This is a genomic window from Pseudomonas neuropathica (genome assembly GCF_051174785.1).
GTDB lineage: Bacteria > Pseudomonadota > Gammaproteobacteria > Pseudomonadales > Pseudomonadaceae > Aquipseudomonas > Aquipseudomonas neuropathica_A.
Genome location: NZ_CP195111.1, coordinates 543,155 through 564,772 on the forward strand (window position 1 = coordinate 543,155; position 21,618 = coordinate 564,772).

A 21,618-nucleotide genomic window follows, 5' to 3' on the forward strand; every position below is an offset into this window, starting at 1 on the left:
ATACCGTCAAAGGGTTTTGCCACGCGCTGAATATCAGCTCAACGGGGCCGCCGCGCAGGCTCGATGCCCAGCGCTTCGGCGGTACGCACCAGATCGGCGACCGAACGTGCCGCCAGTTTCCGCATGACCTGGGCGCGATGGACTTTCACCGTCACTTCGCTGAGGTTGAGTTGCGCGGCGATCTGCTTGTTCATCAGCCCGCCGATGACAAACCCGAGCACCTCGCGCTCACGCACGGTAAGCGTTTCGTAAGCCAGGCGCAGGGCCGCGCCGGACTGTTCGGCGAGCAGTCGCGCACTGTCGCGAGCCAAGGCACTGGCCACCGCGTCGAGCATGTCCTGATCACGAAAAGGCTTGGCCAGAAAATCCACCGCCCCGGCCTTCATCGCTTTGACGGTCATGGCGATATCGCCGTGACCGGTCATGAACACTACGGGAATGCGCAGGCCGGTTTTTTCCATCTGCTCCTGAAAGGTCAGGCCGCTTTCACCGCGCAGGCGCACATCGAGCACCAGGCAACCGGGCACGTCACGTTTGGCTGAAGCGAGGAAGTCCTGAGAGGTTTCGAACGTCTGCACCTGCAGCCCGATCGAACGCAGCAAACCGTCGAGGGCTTGACGCATGGAGGCGTCGTCGTCGACCACATAAACCACCGGCTCTCTCAACACGGGCGGGGTTGCGCTGGGGCTGGAATGCGACCACAGAGTCATCGTGTGTCCTCGGCGAGATCGCAACGCGTGCGATGTGCAGGTGAATAAATCTAGTCCATGATGGCCAACGCAGCCAGATGCCGGCCAAACGGTCGCGCAGCAGGCTAGCAGTCGGTGTGCATTGCCGACAGGACAGAAAACCCTGAAAATCGGCCATGCCACTACCGCCCCTCTGCAGCCGTTTGAACAGGCACGATTTCGATGTCCAGCGTATCCGCCGCCCCTCGCACTTTTCCCTCAAAATCACGTGACGTGGTGTTCCTCGCTTACCCGCGAATGAGCCTGCTCGACCTCAGTGGCGCGCAAACGGTGTTCTGGGCAGCGAGCAAAGCCCTGGCCGAGCGTGGCCAACCCGGCTATCAACTACACACCGCCAGCCTTGAAGGCGGCTTGGTCAACAGCGTTGAAGGTTTGGCCGTGGATACCCGCGCGCTGCGTGAACTGGACATCACCGCACTGGACACCCTCGTCGTGCCCGGTGCACCGGACATCTGCCAGACGCTCGGCGAGCATGTCCGGCTCACCGATTGGCTCCATCACCAAGCCCCGAGCGCCCGGCGCGTGGTGTCGGTGTGCAGCGGCGCTTTCCTGCTGGCCCAGGCCGGTTTGCTCGACGGCTGCCGTGCGGCGACGCATTGGGCCATGTGCGACACGTTGCGCGAGCGCTTTCCGGCGATCGAAGTGGATGCCGATGCGATCTTCATCCAGCAGGGCGCAGTCTGGACATCCGCAGGTGTCACGGCCGGTATCGATCTGGCTCTGGCGCTGGTCGAGGCCGATTACGGCCGCGAGGTGGCGTTGCAGGTTGCCCGCGAGCTGGTGGTGTACCTCAAGCGTCCCGGTGGACAGGCGCAATACAGCACGCTGCTGCAATCGCAGGTGCAGGACAGCCCGCAGTTCGAGCCGTTGCACCTGTGGCTGATCGATCACCTCAACGATCCGAAGCTGACCGTGGAGCGTCTTGCCGAACAGGCCAAAATGAGCCTGCGCAATTTCACCCGTGTCTACAAACAGAGCACCGGCCGCACGCCGTCCAAAGCCATCGAGCTGTTCCGCCTCGAAGCGGCCAAACGTTTGCTGGAGAACTCGGCGCACAACATCGACAAGGTCGCGCGCCTCTGCGGTTTCGGTAATGAAGAGCGACTGCGCGCCTGCTTCCAGCGTCACCTGTCGATTTCACCGCGTGACTATCGCAGCCGCTTCAGCCGCGAAGGCTGATCGCCGACTATCAATGGGTCTCGGCAAGCTATACCTAGGTATAGTTTTGCGCCGCTGCCGACGGCGTATGGTGCAAGAACGACAGGAGTCGCCATGCATGCCCATCCGGCCAGGGAGTCCTATGCAGCATAAGGTTGTCATTGCCGTGGTTGACGACGACGAGGGCATTCGCAGTGCGCTGGAGAGCTTGTTGCGCGCCAATAGTTATCGGGTGCTCAGCTATCCGGGCGCGCAGGCGTTCCTTGATTCAGACGGTCCGGCGCAGACGCATTGCCTGATCTCCGACATCCAGATGCCCGGCATCAGCGGCCCGCAACTGCATGAAGCCTTGCGCGCGCAAGGCTGGCGCATTCCACTGATTTTCGTCACCGCCCATCCCGATGAATTCCACACCCGCGCGCCCGGTGTTATCGCTTGCCTGCCCAAACCCTTCGCGCCCGACATCCTCCTCAGCCAAATCGACATTGCCCTGAACCGGACACTTCCTCTGTAGGAGCTGCCGAAGGCTGCGATCTTTTGATCTTGCTTTTAAAAGATCGCAGCCTTCGGCAACTCCTACAGTTCGGCGTACCGGCCCGATACCTTCGTATACCTCCCTTCGACCCATGCGTAATCCGCACACACCGATGGACAACTGCGCCCGCGCCTCCCACGCCATAGCATTGCTTTCGACAGCGGACGATTAAGCGCCAGACAGTTCGGCAAGCAGTTTTGCAGCGGCCAGTGATCGTCTCGCCAGAGTCGAAATCGACTCGGATATATCCATCCATCAGCGTCAGGGAGCACATTATGAAACAGCAATTATTGGTGATCGGTGCGGGGTTCGGCGGGCTATGGAGCACGTTGAGCGCCGCGCGTTTGCTGGATATGCATGACCGCCACGATGTGGAGATCACACTGCTCGCCCCGCAAGCCGAACTGCGCATCCGTCCGCGTTTCTACGAACCCGAAGTTCACAACATGTACGCGCCGCTCGATACGCTGTTCGCTGCCGTGGGTGTGCGCTTCGTCAAAGGCACCGCCGACAGCATCGACGGCCAGGCGCGGCGTGTCGGTTATCGCGATGAGGCCGGTCGTCCCGGCGAGCTGACTTACGATCGCCTGGTGCTGGCCAGCGGCAGTCAACTGGCGCGTCCGCCGGTACCCGGTCTTAAAGAACATGCGTTCGATGTCGACCAGATCGAATCCTCGGCACGCCTGGAACGCCACCTGATCTCGCTGGCGAGTCAGCCGGCCAGCAAAGCCCGCAACACCGTGGTCATCGCCGGGGGTGGCTTCACCGGAATCGAAACCGCGACCGAAATGCCCAGCCGTCTGCGCGCCATTCTCGGCGAGGAGCAAGACGTCCGGGTGATCATCGTTGACCGTAGCAAAGACATCGCCGCGACCATGGGCGACGGCATCCGCCCGTCCATCATCGAAGCGTCAGAAGAACTGGGCATCGAGTGGATCGTCGACGCCACGGTCGCCGCCGTGGATGCCAACGGCGTCACCCTTGCCGACGGCCGCCACATCGAGAGCAACACGGTGATCTGGACCGTCGGTTTCCGCGCCAGCCCGCTGACCGAACAGCTCAATGCCGAGCGCGATGGTCAGGGACGTCTGCACGTCGATGGCAACCTCAAAGTGCAAGGTCTCGAGCACGTATTCGCCGCCGGTGATGTCGCCCGCGCCGCCACCGACGACGTTGGCAATTTCTCGGTGATGTCCTGCCAGCACGCGATCAGCCTCGGTCGTCATGCCGGCAACAACGCCATTGCCGATCTGCTTGGCGTACCGCCGACCACCTACCGTCAGCCGAAGTACGTGACCTGCCTGGACCTGGGTAACTGGGGCGCGGTGTACACCGAGGGCTGGGATCGCCAGCTGAAACTGGTGAAAGACGAAGCCAAGGAACTGAAGACGCAAATCAACAGCGTGTGGATCTACCCGCCGGTCGCCGAGCGTAGCGCCGCTCTGGCCGCTGCCGACCCGGCGATTCCGGTGGCCTGATCTGCCCCGCGCGCCCAAGAACCAATGTCTTGCCTGATAAAAAGGAGAACACCATGACCATGCATCTGGATTCCTTCACCGCCAACAGCGCCACCCTGCAAACCCCGACCGAAGAGCTGGTGCCGTCGCGCTATGCGCTGCGCCTCGGTGACATCGACGTGATGGTGATCAGCGACGGCGTCCTGCCGCTGCCGACCCAGACCATGTCGACCAACGCCGATCCCGCCGACCGCGCTGCGTGGTTCAAAGAGATGTACCTGGGCCCGGACGCGTTCGACTGGGCACTCAATGTGCTGGTGGTGCGCAGCGCCGAGCAGGTCATCCTCGTCGACGCCGGCCTCGGCGGCCAGTTCCCCGGTTTCCCCCGTGCCGGGCAGTTTCCCAAGCGCCTCGCGGCCGCCGGGATCGACCTCGCCGACGTCACCGATATCGTCATCACCCACATGCACATGGACCACATCGGCGGCCTGCTCGTCGACTCGGTGAAAGACCGTCTGCGCGACGACGTACGCATCCACGTCACCGCCACCGAAGTCGACTTCTGGACCTCGCCGGACTTCACCTGCACCGACATGCCTGCCCCCGTGCCGGACGTGCTGCGCTCCACCGCCAATGCGTTTATTCAGCAGTACCAAAACAAGCTGCGCATCTTCGAAGATGAGCTCGAAGTCGCGCCCGGCGTGGTCGCCAGACTCACCGGCGGCCATACTCCGGGCCACTGCGTGGTCTACGTCACCTCCGGCACCGAACGCCTGACTTTCGCCGGCGACGCCCTGTTCCCGGTGGCCTTCGACCACCCGGACTGGCACAACGGCTTCGAGCACGATCCCGATGAAGCAGTGCGCGTGCGCGTGCGACTGCTGCAGGAGGCCGCCGCCAGTGGCGAACTGTTTGTCGCCACGCACCTGCCCTTCCCGTCGGTCGGCCGCGTTGCCGTCAATGGCGAGGCGTTTCGCTGGATTCCGGCGATCTGGGATTACTGATCGCGATTGCTCTGGACACCTTCGCCCGGCCTTTGCCGGGCGAAGTTGCGTCTGGGCCATAGACAATCCGGGATTATTGCGGTGAATCGTGGCCCATCGCATTAGCCGGATGGCAGCGAAGATATTTTGTCTACGGCCAGCTGTCGCGTCGGCTGGTGGTTTTTGCGTAAACAATCACTGGATCGGCCAAATCGAATCGTGGTGCGACAGGCGAGCGCGAAGTATTGCGAGAAAAGATTCGGCAATTGACGGTAAAGGGCCTGATTCGCTCAGTGTGCGTTTGCTCTCCTGAGTGATCCGGGCTGATGATTCAGACAACAGCTACCTTTCCTCTTTTACATGGAACGACGCTCGATCCTTGTTCTCTACCGCTGAACCTACAACGGAGGGATTGACCATGATTGCCCCTGAAACCGGTATGAAAGCGGGTGAGCGTTATCGCATTGAAAGCGTTGAGCGCGCGCCGCAATTTCCAGGATTTTTTCTCGACGGCAAATATTACCTGGGCCCCGAATTGCAAACGGCCGTCGGCTGGCTCGAAGGGCAAAAGTTCGTGTATGACCAACTCGATCCCAATGGCGATCCGGTTTATCCACACAGAATCGTCGGGACCATCGTCGGACTGACCCTGGAGCTGGGCGATGGTCTGCGTCTGAGCATCGAAGAGTTGCCCTACCAGGCAGAAATGGATACGCCATCCGCACCGCTGGACTATGTGACCACTCTCACCCCATCCACGGCGAAACCCCTGCGCCGTAAAAAAATGGGCCAGCCGATACAGCCTTCTGCGCTACTGGTCGCAGGTGCAGCATTGCTGGTGGGGGTTTGCCTGTTGGCGCTCAATCGTGCTCGCGGTCGAGCCAGGTAATCTTGCACGACGCGCGGCAGTGACCGTACCAGGCTCACTGCCCGCGATTAGCGACAGAACAAGGTAAACAATCACGAACTATTTGTTTTCGTCCGTTTTGCCTTGCTGCATCTGCAACGAGGCTTTGCTCTTGTCACCGTCCTTGTTGGGGGCATCGTGAGAGCTTTCAAAACAGCCCTGCAACAGCAACATCGAGCACAGCCCCAGACAGGCGCATAGCGTTTTCATGACGTTCTCCTTTTGCTTTCAAAAAAGCACAGCACCGGCATCGCGCATGAAGATTTCCACGGTTTTCGGACCGATGCCGTCAAACTCCGCCAGACGTTGCTCGAAGGCTCGGCGATCGGTGCTGGCCTCGACCATATGGCTGACCTTACCGGCGTAATCGTCATTAAGTTTGCGTGCCAGCGCCCGCAGACGCTCGGCGGTGGTCTCGTCATAACGCACGTAATGCGCTTGCCCGAGCATCGTGACCAATTCACGGTGGGTGCAATGAGCGAGCTTGCGAGGCGTATCGCGGCCGTGGGTGTCGACGATCACCCGATAGGCTTGCGCAGCGATCTCGGCCTGGATGCGCTTGCCCATCAGGAAACTGGCCAGCAACCATTTGAACAGTGCACCGTCATCATTGCGCTCAAGACGGATGTTGAGGTCCGTTGCGCTGATCGTCTTGTTCACCGCGCCTCTCCCCGGCTGAGTCGTTGGCGTTGGTCTGGGCTATTCGTCGGGCAAAACAAGCCCCGAACAAACATCGGGGCTTGTTGAGACCGATGAGCATCAAGATTTACGCTGCCCACCGCCGCTATGCTCGCCACCTTTGCGACCGGCTTCGGAGGCTTTCTCCCGATCATCGGCAAAGTTGCCACCCTTGCCGCTTCCCTGCCCGCCCATCGACTGACTGGCACCATTCGACTGACGTCCGCCAGAAGCCTGGCCGCCCTTTTGTCCAGTGCTTGCACCCTGTTCGTCATCGTCAGCGAATTCACCGCCTCGGTTGGCTTGTCCACCTCCGGACATCCGATCGGAACCTTGCGACTGTTGCCCACCTGAAGCCTGTCCGCCTTTCTGGCCGGCCTCGGCAGCACGTTGTGGATCATTGGCAAAATTGCCGCCAGAGGCTTCTCCGCCCTTCTTGCCGGCGTCAGATGCCTTTTCCCGGTCATTACTGAAGTTGCCGGGATTCTTATTTCCTGTATTGGCCATTTCTGTTCACCTCTACATGGTTTGCACGAGCATTGGCTCGTTTAATTCGGAGGGCGGACAGACCTGGAAAGTTTGAACAAAGTGCCCTGGCTCGCGACGAGCGGAACCGGACTATAGGTTCCAAATAAAATGCGCACAGACGACTGACGGCAAAACCCGGCCAGCCAGTGCGTTTCAGCCATTTCTTTAAGAAAGCAGGATCCTTGCCTAGACTCTAAATCTCACCTCAAGGCTAGCGGGCACCGGGACAGGCGAGGTCAGTCGATGACCGAACACATCATCCATTTTCACTGCCAGATTGATCAGGCCACCACTGAACGCTTCAGGGATTGCTGCCTGGAAGCGATCGATGAAGGCGCCACGTCACTGCTGTTGAATCTCTCGACCAGCGGCGGCAGCACCAATTTCGGCTTTACGCTGTATACCTTTCTCAAGTCGTTGCCGGTGCCACTGTGCGCGATCAATGCCGGTAACATCGAGTCGATGGGCATCATCATGTTTCTCGCTGCAGGCAGGCGTATCACCTCGCCCCATTCCAGATTTCTGATTCATCCGATGAACTGGTACTTCAGCCAGAAATCGGTCGACCATCAGCGCTTGCGAGAGTACCTGTCGAGCCTCGATAACGACCTCGCCCGTTATGTGCAGATCTATGCGCTGGAAACCGCGGCGGCGCCTACTCAACTGGATATTTTTCACTGCCTGTCGGCAGAGGAAAAAGTCATCGCTGCGCACGAATCGATCGCCTATGGAATTGCCCACGAGATGAAGCAAATGATGTTTGCCGATGACGTAAAGCACTGGAAGGTCAGAGGCAGTTGAGTCTGCCAGCTGACCGGCGCCAAGGCAGCTCTATCCCAACGCAGTGTCGAGAAACATCATGACCCCGAACCCCAGCATCAGGCCCAGGGTGGCGGGCGTTTCATGGCCGTTGCGATGTGTTTCGGGAATGACCTCGTGGGACACCACAAAGATCATCGCGCCGGCAGCAAGGCCCAGGGCAATGGGATAACCCAACGCAAAAGCGCTGGAAATCCCCAGGCCGACCAGCGCACCAAACGGCTCCATCAAACCGGAGCCAACGGCAATCAGTGCCGCGCGCATTGCCGAAATACCGGTTACTCGCAACGCCAACGCAACGGCCAGCCCTTCGGGTATGTCCTGGATGGCAATCGCCGTGGTCAGCGGTATGCCGACCTGCATATCGCCTGTCGCAAAGCTGACCCCGATGGCCATTCCTTCCGGCAGGTTATGCAGGGTTATCGCCAGCACGAACAGCCATACCCGATTGATGCGTTTGGCTTCGGGCCCCCGCCGGCCGCTCTTCTCATGTTCATGCGGAACGAAACGATCAAGGCCGATCATCAATGCCACGCCTAGCGCCAGGCCCAGCACCACGATGCCGGCCGCCAGCACGCTGCTGCCACTCAGCGCCCGCGCCGCTTCGATACCGGGCAGGATCAGCGAAAACGAACTGGCAGCCAGCATCATCCCGGCGGCAAAACCGAGCATGATGTCTTGCGTGCGCGCCGCAATGTTGCGCAGCACAATGGCCGCCAGCGCCCCCACCGCTGTCGCGGCAAAACCAGACAAACCGCCGAGCAACGCCAGGCGCAGGTTGTCCCTGTTGTCGCCGACGAAAGCGCCATAGCCGCTCACCATCAGCAATGCCGTCACGCACACCAAAACCAGCCAGAACACCCGAGCGCCCCAACCGGAACGAGTCATTTGCACAAGCCAGGCACGCAAGGGTGCGGTCATTGACGTTGAAGGTAGTGACATAAGGGCCTCTTATCGACTCGGCGAGCGGTTGATCGTTAGGCTCACGAGCGCTCTGAGTGTTCAAAACAAAACAACTGCGCGAGGCCTGAAACCCACTGTGAAAATCCTTTGAATTTTTTTCGTCGGCAAAACTCATTTGCGTATGAGCGTAAGGAGGAACGCATGAGTAACGTCGACATCTTCGTCATCGAATACAAACTTCACGGCCAGCCAAAATCATTCGTCATCCGCGCAAAAAGCATGCGCAACGCTGACGCATGGCATTGGGCGAGCTGCGATGCCGGTATTGCGCCGATTCCCAAGCCCGGCAAACCACCGTTGAAAGTCATCTCCAAACCCCAGGCCGAGCGGTTCGGCATCACCGAGGTGAAATGGCGTGAGACGGCAACGGTGGACTGGATGGAGGCTTAGTCATGCTCAAACAGATCGGTAACACGCAGATCCGCCGTGACCATCGCGCGAGTTGCCATTGCGGCGCCGTGATCCTCGAAATCCACCTGCCCGATGGCCTGCCCACGCCGCACCGCTGCGACTGCTCCTTCTGCAAACGCCGGGGCGCGATCGTTGCGGCGGTGCCGGCGGCTGACCTGAAGGTTATCCGAGGGAAATCCGCCTTGTTGCAGTACAGCTTTGGCCAGCAAGTGGCCGAGCATTTTTTCTGCGGCAACTGCGGCATCTACACCCATCACCGACGCAGCACCAACCCGCAAGAGTTCGGCTTCAATGTTGGCTGCCTTGAAGGGGTCAACCCGTATGATCTGGGCGAGGTGCCTGTGGCGGATGGCGGGCCTTGGCAGTCGCCGTGAAGCAATGTCCGCTGGCGAGTAGATCAAGGCTCGCCAGCGGTTCAATGAGCAAAACCGGCATTAGCGAAAGAAACCTGCCTTATTGCACTTTCAGCTCAAGCAACTCACCGCCCTCCTTGCTCAGACGCTCCAGATACGCACCGGCCTCGAGCAACTGATAAGGGAAGTAAAGACCTGCCGGCGTCGGCGCTCGACCATCGAGCCCGAGCAATCGCTCCAGCAGCATCGCGATACTCAATCCCGTGAGCGCTGCGGCGCCCGCCGAATGCACGAGGGCATGCCGGGTGTGCAACTGTCGCCCGTTGCGATCTTCGCCAAGCATTTCGATAAGAATTTCGGTCGACATCGGCCGACCCGCGCGCCGCGAAGAACTGATCCCACTGGCGAGATTGAACTGCACATTCGGCGCATCGGTGGCGGCCGCCAGCCCAGTGACATCGATGGACGAGAAACCGGTCGCCTGCATCTTTGTACCGTCCACCGCGCGGAAGCTGACATTCAAATCCTCGCCCTCACGCCAGACGTAATTGCCATCGCGCCGAGTCAGGGCGGCGGGCAGCATCTTGTTCAGGTGTTCGAAATCCTTGGCCACTGTCGGCCCGCCGCCATCCTGCTCGTCGACCAACGCATCGATGCGGATGTCGCGCACCCGGGCAAAGGCCTCGGCAAGATGCAGCGTCGCCACCGTTGTCGCGCCCACCATCCATTCGTAACCCAACACGATCGGCGCGGCATCAGGGCGATGGATGAAACTGGCGATCTGCGGCGCGATCTCGAACACGCCGGAAGAAATGCTCAGGTGCGGCACCTTGCGCTGCTGCGCGAAACGCAGGCCGGCAAGGGAATGATCCATATAGAAAACCGCAACGGCACTGACCGGGCGATCGCCCAGCCCCAGGTCATCGGCAGCAGAATCAATGACCACGCCCTGCGCCCCGCCCATTTCCTCGGCGGCTTGTTGCGCCTTGGCCAGGTCGCGGCCGCCGATCAGCAAAGGGACCTCGGGATGGGCGGCACGCAACGCTTCAGCAGAACGGTGGCCAATGGCGCCGGAACCGCCTAGAAACAGAATCGGATGAACTGACATCGGTATCCCTCCTCGTCTTTTTGGGTTGCAACTTAGTGTTGGTGCGCGCCTTGGCGTGAGGGTTCCAGACCATTGCCTGGGATGTAAGACGGGCCGACGAGCGTCATTTTGAACGGCGTGTTGATTAGGTATGTTTAGGAGTTTTTCGCGGTTGTTTAAAAGACACGTCGCGTTACCTGCTTAAGGCTACAACACCTTGCGCCGTTGCCTACGACTACGCCAGAATCCGCCGGCTTGTGCGTCTGGGATGCAGGTTTTATCGTTTCCGGGTCACTGAAAAACAGTGATGGGGTTTGGTAGCCCGCTCTCATATGACGCATAACGTCACTGTGCGCAGATGCTTTTTCAGCATTTGTCTTATGGTGGCCATGCGCAGGGCGCCCTCGGGCGCGCCGGATTTTCCATATGGGCCGGTCTACCAACCTTCGTATGGCCACCACCTTTCGTTTGGTAGCGAAGGTGATGGCTCCTTAAGTCCCATATGGAGTTTCCAACGCCGAATCCCCCAGAAAACGATCCAGTCTCACCCTACAAATTCCCAGACTCGCGAACACTCAACGACGCAGCCGAACGCGCCCTCGATTACTACCTCACGCCAGCCCAACGCATCATGGGCAGCGACCAGAAACACGCCCCCATGTTTCTGGCAAACGCCGACTACGACAGCGAGTCCCTGCTCGTTAACGCCAGCGAGTCCCTCAGCTCAGCCACCGAAATGCTCTGCAACTTCGCCGCTATCCTTGACCCAGGCCACCGCAAAACTGCGCTGGGCATTGCGCAAGTGGTGATGTTGGGGGAATTGGCGGTGAATCAAGCGCTGGATAATGTTGTGCCGGTGGATTGAGGGGTGATCCCTTTGTGGCGGTGGTCAGGTTGCCGCCACAAAGGGGACAAATATTTTAACGCGCCTGCTATCGGCCAAGAACTGCGACTTCTGGCAGGTACCTTTCCGATAAAACCAGTTGGTCAAAAACACAAACTCAGATCCTTCCTAAAGACTCGCCTCAGCCAGTGCGGTAATCTCCCAAAGCGTGAAAAACACTTTTCAGCCTCACGCTTTGACATTTTCATTGCACGACAAGGATGCCGTATGACCCCCTCCGCTCGATTGGGTGACAAGCATGTCTGCCCATTGCCCGGTCACGCCACTACACCGATTGCTTCCGCCAGTGGCGACGTAAACATTAACTCTATGGGCTCTGCTCGCGTTGGCGACACCTGTGGCTGTGGAGCCGTAATCACTACAGGGTTCCCATCTATTCAAGTGAACGGGCGGCCCATGGCCCACTTGGGGAGTCCAACCAGCCACGGCGGAACGATCATTTCCGGATCAGGTGATGTTGGTGGTGGTTTTGTCATGGGTGACTCGGGTGGTGCCACGATCATTAACTTCATGGCACTCGGAGCATTTCGTCCGGATGGCTCTGTGGATGATGAGAAAATGGCCACGCTGCTCGCTGATCCGAAGTTGAAAGAGAAAGCAGTAGCCGCAAACGCGCTGGTAACACCCAAACCCGCCCCGAAAAAGCCAGTGGCAAAACCTGAACCGAAAGCTGCCGTCACGTGCAAAGACCCTGACATGATGGAACAGGTAGCCAGTTATATCGCCGGGGAAATGAACCGAAACATCACCCATCCCTCCGTGCTCAAAATGAAAAAGCTGTTGAGCTTCGACGCAGCAGCCGAAAACGCAGAATTTCAAAAGCTACCTTTGTATGCACGCCTTGCCCCCCCTAATTTCCAAGCGATGGCACTTGGTAACACCGTCGCCGCAATGGCCCTTTGGGCTGAGCGGGTCGGTCAAAATCGGCCTTGGGATCACAAAGTGACAATTGGGCAACGGTTCGGTGGACCTTGGCAGAAGCAAGGTCAGGTCGATTACTTCTATGACATCTGGTCGAACATCCACTATGGCTACGTGGGGCGCTTCGGAGGTCTTTCTGAAGAGATGCTTCTGGACGGCGCCGGGCTTGAGCAGGTGGCATCAGACTCCCTTCGAAAAATTCAGAAGTGGAGCGAACGAAAAGGACCTCACCGCTCAGCAGATATCGGAGGCATGCGGGCTTGGGACGACATAGGCGACCGAGTCTCGATCAGCATTGGCGTCAAACTCTACACACAACACCCCAACGGAGGGATTACCGCAAAGATGGTCATGAACGAAGTTTTAGCACTGCCACGTTCAAGCTGGGGGGATGGCACACGTGACCATGTCTGCAAATAAAACGAAACGGCATGTCTGGCGCTGGGTGGTGGCGTTGTTACTCGCCCCCATCGTCTTTTGGTATGTCGCCACACCTCAAGTAAGCTTCCACTTCTCTGACAAGGGACAGGGGCGCCTCGGTTACATTTTGAATGTTCAACACGACATCTCAAAGGGCGAGATCTACCCGGGGGAAGTCACTGGGGGTGCAGGCCATATTTTCCCGAACAGCCAGTTTTTTATGGAGTTCGACTGGAACAACGGCGGAAAATCGCACTGCATCCGGGTCAAGCCCAAATGGCCGAACACTGATGTGTACATCGGAAAGGATGGTGCCATCGATAGCCGAACTGATGACAGCGCGATTGAAACCTGTGGGCCATTTCCAGAATAGAAAGGGTCGAGAGATCAGTGGGACCAGACCACTCATCTAGACGTGGTCTGCCTCAAATCCTTACCCATGTTCAAGAGATCAAACCCGCTGTTCTTTGCTGCAGGACAACTGACGAGCGGCATTTTGAACGGCGTGTCGATGAGGCGTGTTTAGGCGTTTTCCGCCATTGTTTAAAAGACACGTCGCGTTACCTGCTTGAGGCTACAACGTCTTGCGCCATTGCCTACGACTGCGCCAGAATCCGCCGGCTTGTGCGCCTCAAGGGCCACCGGTAACTTGGTTCGCGTCACTGATTCCCAGTGATCGGGTTTAGTAGCCCGTGGTAAATGAAAGTGCACAAGCGTCCATCACAAGGTATTTGCGTACCTGCACTCAATGGCGGCTGTGCGTAGGGCGCCCTCGGGCGCGCCGGCTTTCTTCTTTTCCCCGGTCTACTAACCTGCGTACAGCTGCCACCCCCTGTTTAGTAGCTCGGTGCGGCGGCCACCCAACAGGAAAAAGAAGATATGTTCAAGATCACGCCAAACCCGCCGGAAACAGATCCGGTATCCCCGTATGAATCACCCGACTCAAAGAAATTCCACGAAGCCGCAGAGCGCGCCCTCGATCACTACCTCAAACCGGCCGACCAGATAATGGCCACGCCGTACCGACCCAGTAGCATGTTTCAGGCCAACCCGAAAACCGCGACAGAGGAATTACTGGTCAACGCCAGTGAATCGCTGGGCTCTGCTGCGGTGATGCTGGGCAATGTGATCGGAACGGTGGAAGGCCCGGCGCGCAAGACCCTTCAGGGCATTGCGCAAGTGGTGATGCTGGGGGAATTGGCGGTGAATCAAGCGCTGGATAATGTTGTGCCGGTGGATTGAGGGGTGATCCCTTTGTGGCGGTCGTCAGGTATCCGTCACAGAGGGATTAAGAACACCTGATGCGTCTGGTAACGGCCAGAAGTGGACACTTGTTCAGTTAATTCCAGACACCCATCGATAGTGCGCCGCAGTACATAGCGGTGGTGCACACGATAACCTGGGCAATCATGAAACCGAAGCCGGCTCCCAGAAACGCAAAGCCCGCGACAATCCATGGCAACCTCGCATTTACACGGAACCTCAACAACCAAGCCGAAACACTTGTACCGATGACCATCCCCGGGACAGAAAATAAATGACCCAACCCAACTAGACCGCCATCACGACCCGAGCTGGATACGATCGCCATGTAGACCAGAAGAGTGACAACCGCTGCAGCTGTTGTTCCAGTTAGAAACAGGGCCCGAGAACGTAAAATCAAGCCTGGAAGCAACATTACCACTGGCACTCCGATGAGATACCAAAAGCCTAAGTAAAGCGTGTTGCCACCAGTGGATGCGTAACCGAGAACGAAAATAATCAAAACCATCGAACAGCTTAGATCATCCCTAAACCCCATTTTCATTCCCTTGCCTCGCGTTCAACGTCGTTATTGCTGAAATAGATTAGCTGACGGCGAGGTCTTCGTTCCGTTGCCGCAAGGGGGCATAAGCGGCCGCTCCCGAACGTCTGCCGTCCAGATGGGCGCCATCCAAAAGTTGATCAAGTTGAGCATCGATGCAGTTGCCCACACGATTTATTCGGCGCACGTACTCAATGCGGGATGCTTGCGCAAAAAGGTCTGATCGTCGTGTCAGGTATTCGGAAAGTCAGTGTTCAGATGGATTGCGCCGTTGCGTCTCTGCGGCAACCGCAGCGCGCTATCCGAACAGCCCCAACAATGCTTCAGGCAATGACTCTCTGCAGTTTCAACTCAATCAGTGCAGCCCCGCCGCGCTCGATGAGCTGAGTCTTGACGGGGTCTTTGCCAAAGCCGGATTGGCGATAAAAAATCACGGCCGATTCGTTTCTTTCCAAGACCCAGAGCACGATCCGCGATCGTCCGGCGTTCTTCTGCTGCGCCATTGTATGGCTGAGTAACCGACGCCCGATTCCTTTACCCGTGTGTTGCGGGGCGATGTAGAGCGCATGTATTTCGGCGATGTTCGGGTCGCCCGGATTCTCGCGATCGGGACCGGTCGCGATCCAGCCCGAGACGTCCCCTGCATCATTGGTCCAGACCTGTATGTCCAGTTCTGCGCTGGCGATCTGGCGTTCCCAGTGAGCCAGCCGCGACTCGACCGTGATCCGCGCAAGATAGGCCTCGGGAATGATGTTGCGGTAGGTACTCTGCCATGACGCCCAGTGAATCCGGGCGATCTGAACTGCGTCCTCGGGGGTGGCACGGCGGATGCTCATTTCGTGTCTCCTAGACGATGTGCAACTGACGGGCCCTGAGGTACTGGGCGACGTTAGCCAGAGCGATGACGACGGCAGTGGAAACGGCTGCCCCCAGCACGCCAAACTCTGGGACCAGCCACAGGTTACCGGCGATATTCAACACGACTGCGATCATCATGCTGCTGGCGAAGAACGCAATCTCGCCCTTCATGTAAAGCGAAGTGGCCACGGGGCCAGTCGCTGCATTCACCAGTTGAGCGACGGCGAGAATAATCAGGCATCCGGCGAGATCCGGGGCGGTCGCGTTTCCAGTCAGGGCGCCGATAATTTCGCCCGGGAACAGAGACACGATCAGGAAGAACGGCAGTGACCAGATCAATACCCGTTTCTGCACGCTGCGGAAGATAATGCGCGCAGCCCTATAGTCATTGTTCTGATAGTGCTTGACGATGACTGGAGCGTAGATTGCGTTTCCGGCCGAGATTGCCATGGTCATCACTGCCACGACCACACTAATGATCCCGTAGACGGCGATCACCCCTTCTGCGACGTAGTGGCCCATGATGATAATGTCGGTGTTCAGCAGCACGACGTTCGACAAGCCTGCGGACATCAGCCACCAGTTGTGTGAGCGCTTTTCCGCAGGTGGTGCCTGGCTAGCGTCGAGCCCCGGGCCGGCAGCCGTAGTGGCGATGCCCGCCAGCACGGCCAGGCCGATCAGCGCTGACAGACTGTAAATGACGAACAGACTGTCAACGCTGTCCAGTGTGCCGGCGAATATGAAACACAGGATGGTCAGCAGAGGCAGAACGATTCCCAGTGCATATTGCTCGACGACGACCTTGCCGAGCCCATCAAGCACCGCCTTTGCCAAGGCTGCCAGCGATCGCAGAAAGATCAGCAAGGGCAAAAAGGCAAAGGGGTACGCCGGCTCTTTCAGAACGCCGAGCAGAATCAGCACGTAAAGCACCGCCCCGGTCAGGACTGTGATGACACATGCATCGCCGACGGATTTTCGCAGTGCCCGCAACGCTGTTGCTCGATGCCCGTTGGCGAAGATTTTGGTCAGCAGGACCGGCCAGCCGAAAGTGGTAAAGATGATGCAGATGGAAATGACCGCATTGGCCGACGTGATGTGTCCAAAATAGTCGGCACCGACGCGCCTGATCATGTAGGCGCCGAAGAGCAGCGACATCGCCAGCGTCGCGAACTGCACAAGTGTCGAGTGGTTGATGTTTCTCAGCAGACGCCGCTGATCGCTGTAGGCCAAAGATCCATTTTCAGTCTTCACGTTTGACAGCTCCTGCCCCATGCCCGATGGCTGCGAAGTAATTGATGTTATGCAGCGAGTCAAAATGGCTGATCGTCGCGGCCTCGCCATCGTTTGATGCAGGGGTCACGAATATACCCAACCCCAGCAATGCACACTGGATGCAAAGTTTCTGCGCGGCGATACCCAGTACCATCAGGGCGTTGAAATAACCTTCCGCTGTCAGATCCCGTACCGAGATGGAAAGCCAAAGCACGTTCGATGCCTGAATGATCGGGCTTTGACCGATGACCGCACTTTCCAGCGCGGCGGCGGCAACCGATGCCTGGGTAACGAAACTCGCTGATGCCTTATTCCACTTTTCTCTCTCGAAATGACCGTTGGCATGCCTTTTCAAATGAAACAGCTCCAGCGAGGCGTGGCTCTGCAGCAGTTCCAGACAAGGTGCCAGTACTTGGCTCAAGTGCTCTGCCGAAAGTGTGTCATTGGTAAAGGACCGGGTGGTTTTTCGATGGCGCGAAAGCGCACGCCAGAGAATGGCAGGGTGTTCAGGTCTGGGTGGCGCAAGAAGCGTAAGGTTTTGCTGGCGTGATGCGTGGATCTTGGTCGATCGGTATTCCAGGTATAGCAAGAGGTTTTGATACCAACCGTGAGCGATCCAGTGAGCGCCCTCGGCATAGAGCGCCTTGACGCGCTCCTGCTCGAGCAGCAGTCCCGACTCGATAAGGACTCGGACCAACGCCTCTGGAACGCCAAGATTGGCGCTGATAGCTCCCGGCGTCGAGGGACGATCACCGCGTCGGGATACCTGGGCATAACTCAGTATGCGCAGCATATCGTCGCTCAGCGTGAGGCTAGTGCTCTGCGGGTAGGCAATCGTGCCGGTCAGTTCCTCCCCCGTGAACGAGCCCCACAGAAAAGGATTGGTCCGGTATTCGGTATCTCGCTCTACGCGCGGCACCTTTTGAGGGGTGCAAGGCGTCGGTTGATCGATCCCGACAGCCGATTCTTCGCCGGTCCCTCGACAGATGTCCAGGGCGCACAGCGCGATATCCTGAAGGTCCAGGCTCTGCAGAACGGCTTGCGGGATATCACGCCCCTTCAGCGTCCAGCCAAACGCTCCGCTCAGTTGGTTGAGCGTTTCTATGCAGTGCCCGGCATCCAGAAGTACGGCGCGAAAACTTCTGCTTTCACGGTAGCGCCACATTGGTCGCTCTACGTGAGCGGTAATGATGAGCGCTAACTGCTCGCTATCGTCAGCCGATCGGTAAGGGCCTTTCCAAAACAACTTATTGGAGGGTGCGTCGAAATAATAGATGCCGTCCGCGATGTCACGCTTGCCGTACACCATCACCCACGCCTCGGTCGGATGGCGTGCGCCGCCCGAGGGGCTGGCCTTGCGGAGCCACGGCCCGAAATCTCCGCCCTCGATTTGCCCTACAGCGAGAAACGTACCCGATAGAATATTGCTGACTAGTTGCAGCTCGTCCTCTACCTCATCGAGGTCCATTCGAGGCGGTGCAAGCAAGAAGGCTTCAGAACGCTGGTCGCGTTGCGTATAGACCGATGGCGGCGTCTGGATCTTGCCATATTCGGCCATTTGTTCTCGATCTTTTCTGAAGCGTTCCACCGAAGCGTAGTTATGGAAGCGGTAGTCATGGACAAACTCATGGTAGTGATCGAGAAACCTTCGGCCCTCAGCGCGTATCCGGCGGTCTTGGTCTTCGATAAGCAGCCCCTTCTCCACCAGGCTTGCAACATCCGCCAGATCCACGTCGGACCGCGTGCCTGCACGCTTCAGAATCTGCAGCAGTCTGGGGTAAACATCTTTGCCGACGGCCCCGTAAAGTGCAGTGGTATCCGGGTTGATGACCGTCCAGCGGCTATTGCCCTGGCTGTTCGGGGAAACCAATTTGGTCTGCAGTATGTAAAGCGAGGGATTAGTAAAAAGCGCAGTCATGCGAACATCCTGTTAACGCTGCTCAAAATGGTTTCACGGGTCAGTGCAAAGCTTTCATAACCACCGTGATGTACCTGACTCAATTGCACGTTGGCCGCCAATGCTTTCGTGCACGACAAGGCAGCACCGGGCGAACTGCCGAATTGCAACTGATGCCTGAGCAATATCTGAGTCGCAATCTTCAGGTCGCTGATCGGCTGAACGTGCGGTATCGACAACCCCTGAATGTGCACGAGTTCGAAAGCCAGCCGCGGGGTCGCCACGCTGGCCGTGACCAGCCACGGGTTGTCGGCATAGCGCAGTACGCTTTTGCGCGCGACGCGCTGTTCATCGACTTCATAACCATGCGGTTGGCGCAGCAAGGCGTGAATACTCAGGTCATGAGCGTCAATCACACAGGTTTCATCGGTGAGCAATGACCAGCCCTGCTCCTTGCACAAGGCCAGCGAGTTGGTGCTTTTACCTGCTCCCTTGTTGCCAAGCAGGATGATTGCGCCGTAACGGGGAACTTCGACAGCCGCCGCATGGAAAGCGAAGTAACGACCGTCTATCACGTCCAGGTTGAATGGAACGAGCGGCGGCGCGGTACTGGACCATGCCGAGAACGATGTCGCCCCTTCGCGAATGGAAACCTCCGTCAAGGCATGATCCGACGAGGGAGCCGTGCGCGTCAGATAACGCCTTCTCTCGGGGCTCAGCCATGGAATATGAATGTCGTACTTCGGCCTGACCCGAGCGTCGACAACAACGTGCTTTTCCAGCACATCGAGAAGAAAGGCGTACATTTCGGCGCTGTCGGTGAGCAGTCGATAATGTTCGTTGAAAAGCTTATAAGTAATGCCTTGCATGAGGATCGCCCGGATCAGCTTTCGATGAGTTTGAACTGTTGTTCAACATGTGCGGCGCTGGCATAGGCCAACGTCAAATTCATTCTCATACCCTCAGGGCGAGAGTTATCGAAGTTCGGCGAATGGGTTTTATGATAGTGGCTGGAATCAAACAGCACAGCCCGATTGTATCGATAGGGTATAACCACTTTCCTTCGCGTACTTTTATTAACATAGTCTTCGGATTCCTTTCCCGCCGCCAAATATATATTGGCACCCTGTCCAGGGTCGCGCCGCACGTCATATAACAAAAGCCCACCCGTTGCCGGATCAAGATTGTAATGTTCCGGCGTCAACCAATACGTCAGTGTGAGCTGGCCAAAATCGGCGTGTACATTGCCATCGGTATTGAGCGAATATAACAACGCCCAATAATCTATAAGATCTATATCCTCAAGTGCATCCTGCCTTACTTGCGCAGTTATTGCGTTAACCACAGAGACAATCAGGGCGCTTTTAGGACGAGCGTTGTGCAGGTGTTTTGATAACGGATTTTTCTGACGCCACATCTGATTTGCCAAAAGCTCTACGTGCAGGGCATTACAGGTTTCATTTTCAAGAAAATCATCAATGACTAAATAGCGAATATCATCTGACGGATCGAGGGCAAGTTTTTTTTTGAAAGGGAAAACCGTTCCATTGCTGCGAGCATCCATTCTGCTGAATGGCCCGGGCACAACGCGCCGGGCCCGATTGACTATTGAGCGTGCTGCTCGTTCTGTGCCGGCAGCGAGCAGATCTTGCGACTGGACGTACCCGCGTCGCAGACCTCTCCGCTTTGCAACATCGCCTGCTGGACAGGTGAAAGGTCTTCGAGGAATTCGTTGCCGGAAGGAATGACGAAGGAAATACCGTAACCACCGTAATCGTTTGGCTGCTGCACCCGGAATAACTGAAGTTGCTCATAGCTGAGCAGAAAGGACTTGTTTACAGAAAGCACCTGAATAATAACGCTAGGAGTTTTACTGCCGCTGGCGTTGAACGCTGGCGTCGTTTCGATGAACTCGTCATCAGGAACGACAAACGTTACAACTCCGTCATTGATGCTTTTCAGGCTGGCCGGTGTAAGTTCAAACTCTTTGAGCTCATCGCTGCTGATGACGTACGCATGCCCAGCCAGCGGATCCTGAATAAGTACGCTAGGGACTTCCTGATAATTGAATGACATTTTTCCGTTGTCTCCATTTCCTGGGTTTGAAAGCATTTGAAATATCACTTAGTTTATTCATGACTGTCAACGGTGCGACTTAAATCATTTTCAGCTGCCAGCCTGTATTTTCGTTATAACCAATAACTTCAGGCATTACTCGCACAAATATCGGGAATATCCGCGCATCCGACAAGTAACTATTCAGTACAAGCTCAGCATTGCAATAGGATGAACAGTGCGACAGCGGGTGGTACAACTCAGGCGCGTTCCTGAAACTTGTTGCACTGTAAGGTGGGGTACTGGACCGGCAATGCCTCATTCCCGCACGAAGCCGTTGCACCAACAAGAAACTCACCGCAGCAAAAAACGACGTTCGTTATCCTCCTCCCTTAGGTGTCGACCCATTGCGGCCATTCGCAGGAGCCACCAGAATCGGAGGAATGTTGGTGGTGAGGTGACGCATAGTGAGGATTGAAGTTTCAGAAGAAGCCGACTGGAAGCTTTTCGAGGACGTGGCCGGGGTTATTGAGCAAGGGCTGGGCGGTTGCTGGAAAGAGAGGCTCGATGGCCTGGACCAGCGCTATTGGGATCTGTTGGTGGATGAACACACGCTTACCCTACACCTTGAACACTATTCAGGCATTTCAGTGGTCATTCCCGTCAGCTTCTGGCCGAAAGCGGACGTCCCTGAGCGGCCACTATCTGCTAACAGTGCGCGAACAGCCCGGTGGCGGTAACTGCCAGGCGCTGTAAAAGCTAGCGGCGAATTTGCGCCAAGTGTCTACTCGATTTTCCAGGTTATCCAGAATCCTCCTTGGCATACACCAGTATAGCGTCGCCATTTAAGCTTGCTGAA

The 21,618-nt window shown here is 57.5% G+C and carries 26 protein-coding genes; 13 read left to right on the plus strand and 13 right to left on the minus strand.

All coding sequences use genetic code 11. The features are described from left to right. Positions 1–38 precede the first annotated feature (38 nt). Positions 39–710, minus strand: coding sequence for a response regulator transcription factor (locus tag ACRRSD_RS02570; RefSeq protein ID WP_435036978.1), 672 nt, complete (start codon positions 708–710; stop codon positions 39–41). Positions 711–911: 201 nt separating this feature from the next. On the opposite strand from ACRRSD_RS02570, the gene ACRRSD_RS02575 reads away from it, so the two are divergent. The 5 genes from ACRRSD_RS02575 (at position 912) to ACRRSD_RS02595 (ending at position 5,771) form a co-directional block, all read left to right on the plus strand. Beyond that, positions 912–1,928 carry a GlxA family transcriptional regulator gene (locus ACRRSD_RS02575; RefSeq protein ID WP_435036979.1) on the plus strand — a complete coding sequence of 339 codons (1,017 nt, stop codon included), beginning with the start codon at positions 912–914 and terminating at the stop codon, positions 1,926–1,928. A gap of 121 nt (positions 1,929–2,049) precedes the next feature. Beyond that, positions 2,050–2,421, plus strand: a complete 372-nt coding sequence (locus tag ACRRSD_RS02580) for a response regulator transcription factor (RefSeq protein WP_435036980.1) — start codon at positions 2,050–2,052, stop codon at positions 2,419–2,421. Between the two features lie 296 nt (positions 2,422–2,717). Then, a complete protein-coding gene (locus tag ACRRSD_RS02585) occupies positions 2,718–3,920 on the plus strand; it encodes an NAD(P)/FAD-dependent oxidoreductase (protein ID WP_435036981.1) in 1,203 nt (400 codons plus the stop codon). Positions 3,921–3,973: 53 nt separating this feature from the next. Further along, positions 3,974–4,903, plus strand: coding sequence for an MBL fold metallo-hydrolase (locus ACRRSD_RS02590; protein WP_435036982.1), 930 nt, complete (start codon positions 3,974–3,976; stop codon positions 4,901–4,903). Positions 4,904–5,300: 397 nt separating this feature from the next. Next, positions 5,301–5,771, plus strand: coding sequence for a short chain dehydrogenase (locus tag ACRRSD_RS02595; RefSeq protein WP_435036983.1), 471 nt, complete (start codon positions 5,301–5,303; stop codon positions 5,769–5,771). A 78-nt stretch (positions 5,772–5,849) separates the two neighbouring features. Here the strand turns inward: ACRRSD_RS02595 and ACRRSD_RS02600 are convergent, their stop codons facing one another. From ACRRSD_RS02600 to ACRRSD_RS02610, 3 genes are all read right to left on the minus strand, one after another. Next, positions 5,850–5,999: a hypothetical protein gene (locus ACRRSD_RS02600; RefSeq protein WP_435036984.1), complete on the minus strand. Its 150-nt coding sequence runs from the start codon at positions 5,997–5,999 to the stop codon at positions 5,850–5,852. A gap of 18 nt (positions 6,000–6,017) precedes the next feature. After that, the gene (locus tag ACRRSD_RS02605) at positions 6,018–6,449 is read right to left on the minus strand and encodes a DNA methylase (protein ID WP_435036985.1); all 432 of its coding nucleotides are present in this window, start codon (positions 6,447–6,449) and stop codon (positions 6,018–6,020) included. A gap of 99 nt (positions 6,450–6,548) precedes the next feature. After that, complete coding sequence (locus tag ACRRSD_RS02610; protein ID WP_435036986.1) at positions 6,549–6,974, minus strand: general stress protein; 426 nt, start codon at positions 6,972–6,974, stop codon at positions 6,549–6,551. Between the two features lie 264 nt (positions 6,975–7,238). Here ACRRSD_RS02610 and ACRRSD_RS02615 point away from each other — a divergent pair, with 264 nt between their 5' ends. Next, a complete protein-coding gene (locus ACRRSD_RS02615; protein WP_435036987.1) occupies positions 7,239–7,796 on the plus strand; it encodes an ATP-dependent Clp protease proteolytic subunit in 558 nt (185 codons plus the stop codon). Positions 7,797–7,826: 30 nt separating this feature from the next. On the opposite strand, the gene ACRRSD_RS02620 is transcribed toward ACRRSD_RS02615, so the two are convergent. Beyond that, positions 7,827–8,756, minus strand: coding sequence for a ZIP family metal transporter (locus ACRRSD_RS02620; RefSeq protein WP_435036988.1), 930 nt, complete (start codon positions 8,754–8,756; stop codon positions 7,827–7,829). A gap of 162 nt (positions 8,757–8,918) precedes the next feature. Between ACRRSD_RS02620 and ACRRSD_RS02625 the strand changes: the two genes are divergently transcribed. Both ACRRSD_RS02625 and ACRRSD_RS02630 read left to right on the plus strand, forming a co-directional pair. Then, positions 8,919–9,167, plus strand: a complete 249-nt coding sequence (locus tag ACRRSD_RS02625) for a DUF6555 family protein (protein WP_435036989.1) — start codon at positions 8,919–8,921, stop codon at positions 9,165–9,167. 2 nt (positions 9,168–9,169) lie between these two features. Continuing rightward, positions 9,170–9,562, plus strand: a complete 393-nt coding sequence (locus tag ACRRSD_RS02630) for a GFA family protein (protein WP_435036990.1) — start codon at positions 9,170–9,172, stop codon at positions 9,560–9,562. Positions 9,563–9,641: 79 nt separating this feature from the next. On the opposite strand, the gene ACRRSD_RS02635 is transcribed toward ACRRSD_RS02630, so the two are convergent. Further along, positions 9,642–10,649 (minus strand): NAD(P)-dependent oxidoreductase, encoded by a 1,008-nt coding sequence (locus ACRRSD_RS02635; protein ID WP_435036991.1) that lies wholly within the window; start codon positions 10,647–10,649, stop codon positions 9,642–9,644. Between the two features lie 481 nt (positions 10,650–11,130). Here ACRRSD_RS02635 and ACRRSD_RS02640 point away from each other — a divergent pair, with 481 nt between their 5' ends. From ACRRSD_RS02640 to ACRRSD_RS02655, 4 genes are all read left to right on the plus strand, one after another. Then, entirely contained in the window at positions 11,131–11,493 is a 363-nt protein-coding gene (locus tag ACRRSD_RS02640) for a DUF6124 family protein (protein ID WP_435036992.1), read from the plus strand. 246 nt (positions 11,494–11,739) lie between these two features. Further along, on the plus strand, positions 11,740–12,873 hold the full coding sequence (locus ACRRSD_RS02645) for a polymorphic toxin type 44 domain-containing protein (RefSeq protein ID WP_435036993.1): 1,134 nt from the start codon (positions 11,740–11,742) through the stop codon (positions 12,871–12,873). Further along, on the plus strand, positions 12,860–13,246 hold the full coding sequence (locus ACRRSD_RS02650; RefSeq protein ID WP_435038571.1) for a hypothetical protein: 387 nt from the start codon (positions 12,860–12,862) through the stop codon (positions 13,244–13,246). The genes ACRRSD_RS02645 and ACRRSD_RS02650 overlap by 14 nt, the downstream gene beginning before the upstream one ends. Before the next feature lie 506 nt (positions 13,247–13,752). Then, a complete protein-coding gene (locus ACRRSD_RS02655; protein ID WP_435036994.1) occupies positions 13,753–14,115 on the plus strand; it encodes a DUF6124 family protein in 363 nt (120 codons plus the stop codon). Positions 14,116–14,212: 97 nt separating this feature from the next. Here the strand turns inward: ACRRSD_RS02655 and ACRRSD_RS02660 are convergent, their stop codons facing one another. The 7 genes from ACRRSD_RS02660 to ACRRSD_RS02690 all read right to left on the minus strand — a co-directional run bounded on the left by ACRRSD_RS02660 (position 14,213) and on the right by ACRRSD_RS02690 (position 20,780). Then, a complete protein-coding gene (locus ACRRSD_RS02660; protein ID WP_435036995.1) occupies positions 14,213–14,680 on the minus strand; it encodes a hypothetical protein in 468 nt (155 codons plus the stop codon). A gap of 320 nt (positions 14,681–15,000) precedes the next feature. Beyond that, on the minus strand, positions 15,001–15,513 hold the full coding sequence (locus tag ACRRSD_RS02665; protein ID WP_435036996.1) for a GNAT family N-acetyltransferase: 513 nt from the start codon (positions 15,511–15,513) through the stop codon (positions 15,001–15,003). Positions 15,514–15,523: 10 nt separating this feature from the next. Continuing rightward, a complete protein-coding gene (locus tag ACRRSD_RS02670; RefSeq protein WP_435036997.1) occupies positions 15,524–16,786 on the minus strand; it encodes a hypothetical protein in 1,263 nt (420 codons plus the stop codon). After that, positions 16,776–18,725: a nitroreductase family protein gene (locus ACRRSD_RS02675; protein WP_435036998.1), complete on the minus strand. Its 1,950-nt coding sequence runs from the start codon at positions 18,723–18,725 to the stop codon at positions 16,776–16,778. The genes ACRRSD_RS02670 and ACRRSD_RS02675 overlap by 11 nt, the downstream gene beginning before the upstream one ends. Then, entirely contained in the window at positions 18,722–19,573 is an 852-nt protein-coding gene (locus tag ACRRSD_RS02680; RefSeq protein WP_435036999.1) for a hypothetical protein, read from the minus strand. Before ACRRSD_RS02680 ends, ACRRSD_RS02675 begins: the two co-directional genes overlap by 4 nt. A gap of 14 nt (positions 19,574–19,587) precedes the next feature. Then, complete coding sequence (locus ACRRSD_RS02685) at positions 19,588–20,268, minus strand: hypothetical protein (protein ID WP_435037000.1); 681 nt, start codon at positions 20,266–20,268, stop codon at positions 19,588–19,590. Between the two features lie 41 nt (positions 20,269–20,309). Then, entirely contained in the window at positions 20,310–20,780 is a 471-nt protein-coding gene (locus tag ACRRSD_RS02690; protein ID WP_435037001.1) for a hypothetical protein, read from the minus strand. Between the two features lie 446 nt (positions 20,781–21,226). Between ACRRSD_RS02690 and ACRRSD_RS02695 the strand changes: the two genes are divergently transcribed. Continuing rightward, positions 21,227–21,499 carry a DUF3630 family protein gene (locus ACRRSD_RS02695; RefSeq protein ID WP_435037002.1) on the plus strand — a complete coding sequence of 91 codons (273 nt, stop codon included), beginning with the start codon at positions 21,227–21,229 and terminating at the stop codon, positions 21,497–21,499. Positions 21,500–21,618: the final 119 nt, after the last annotated feature.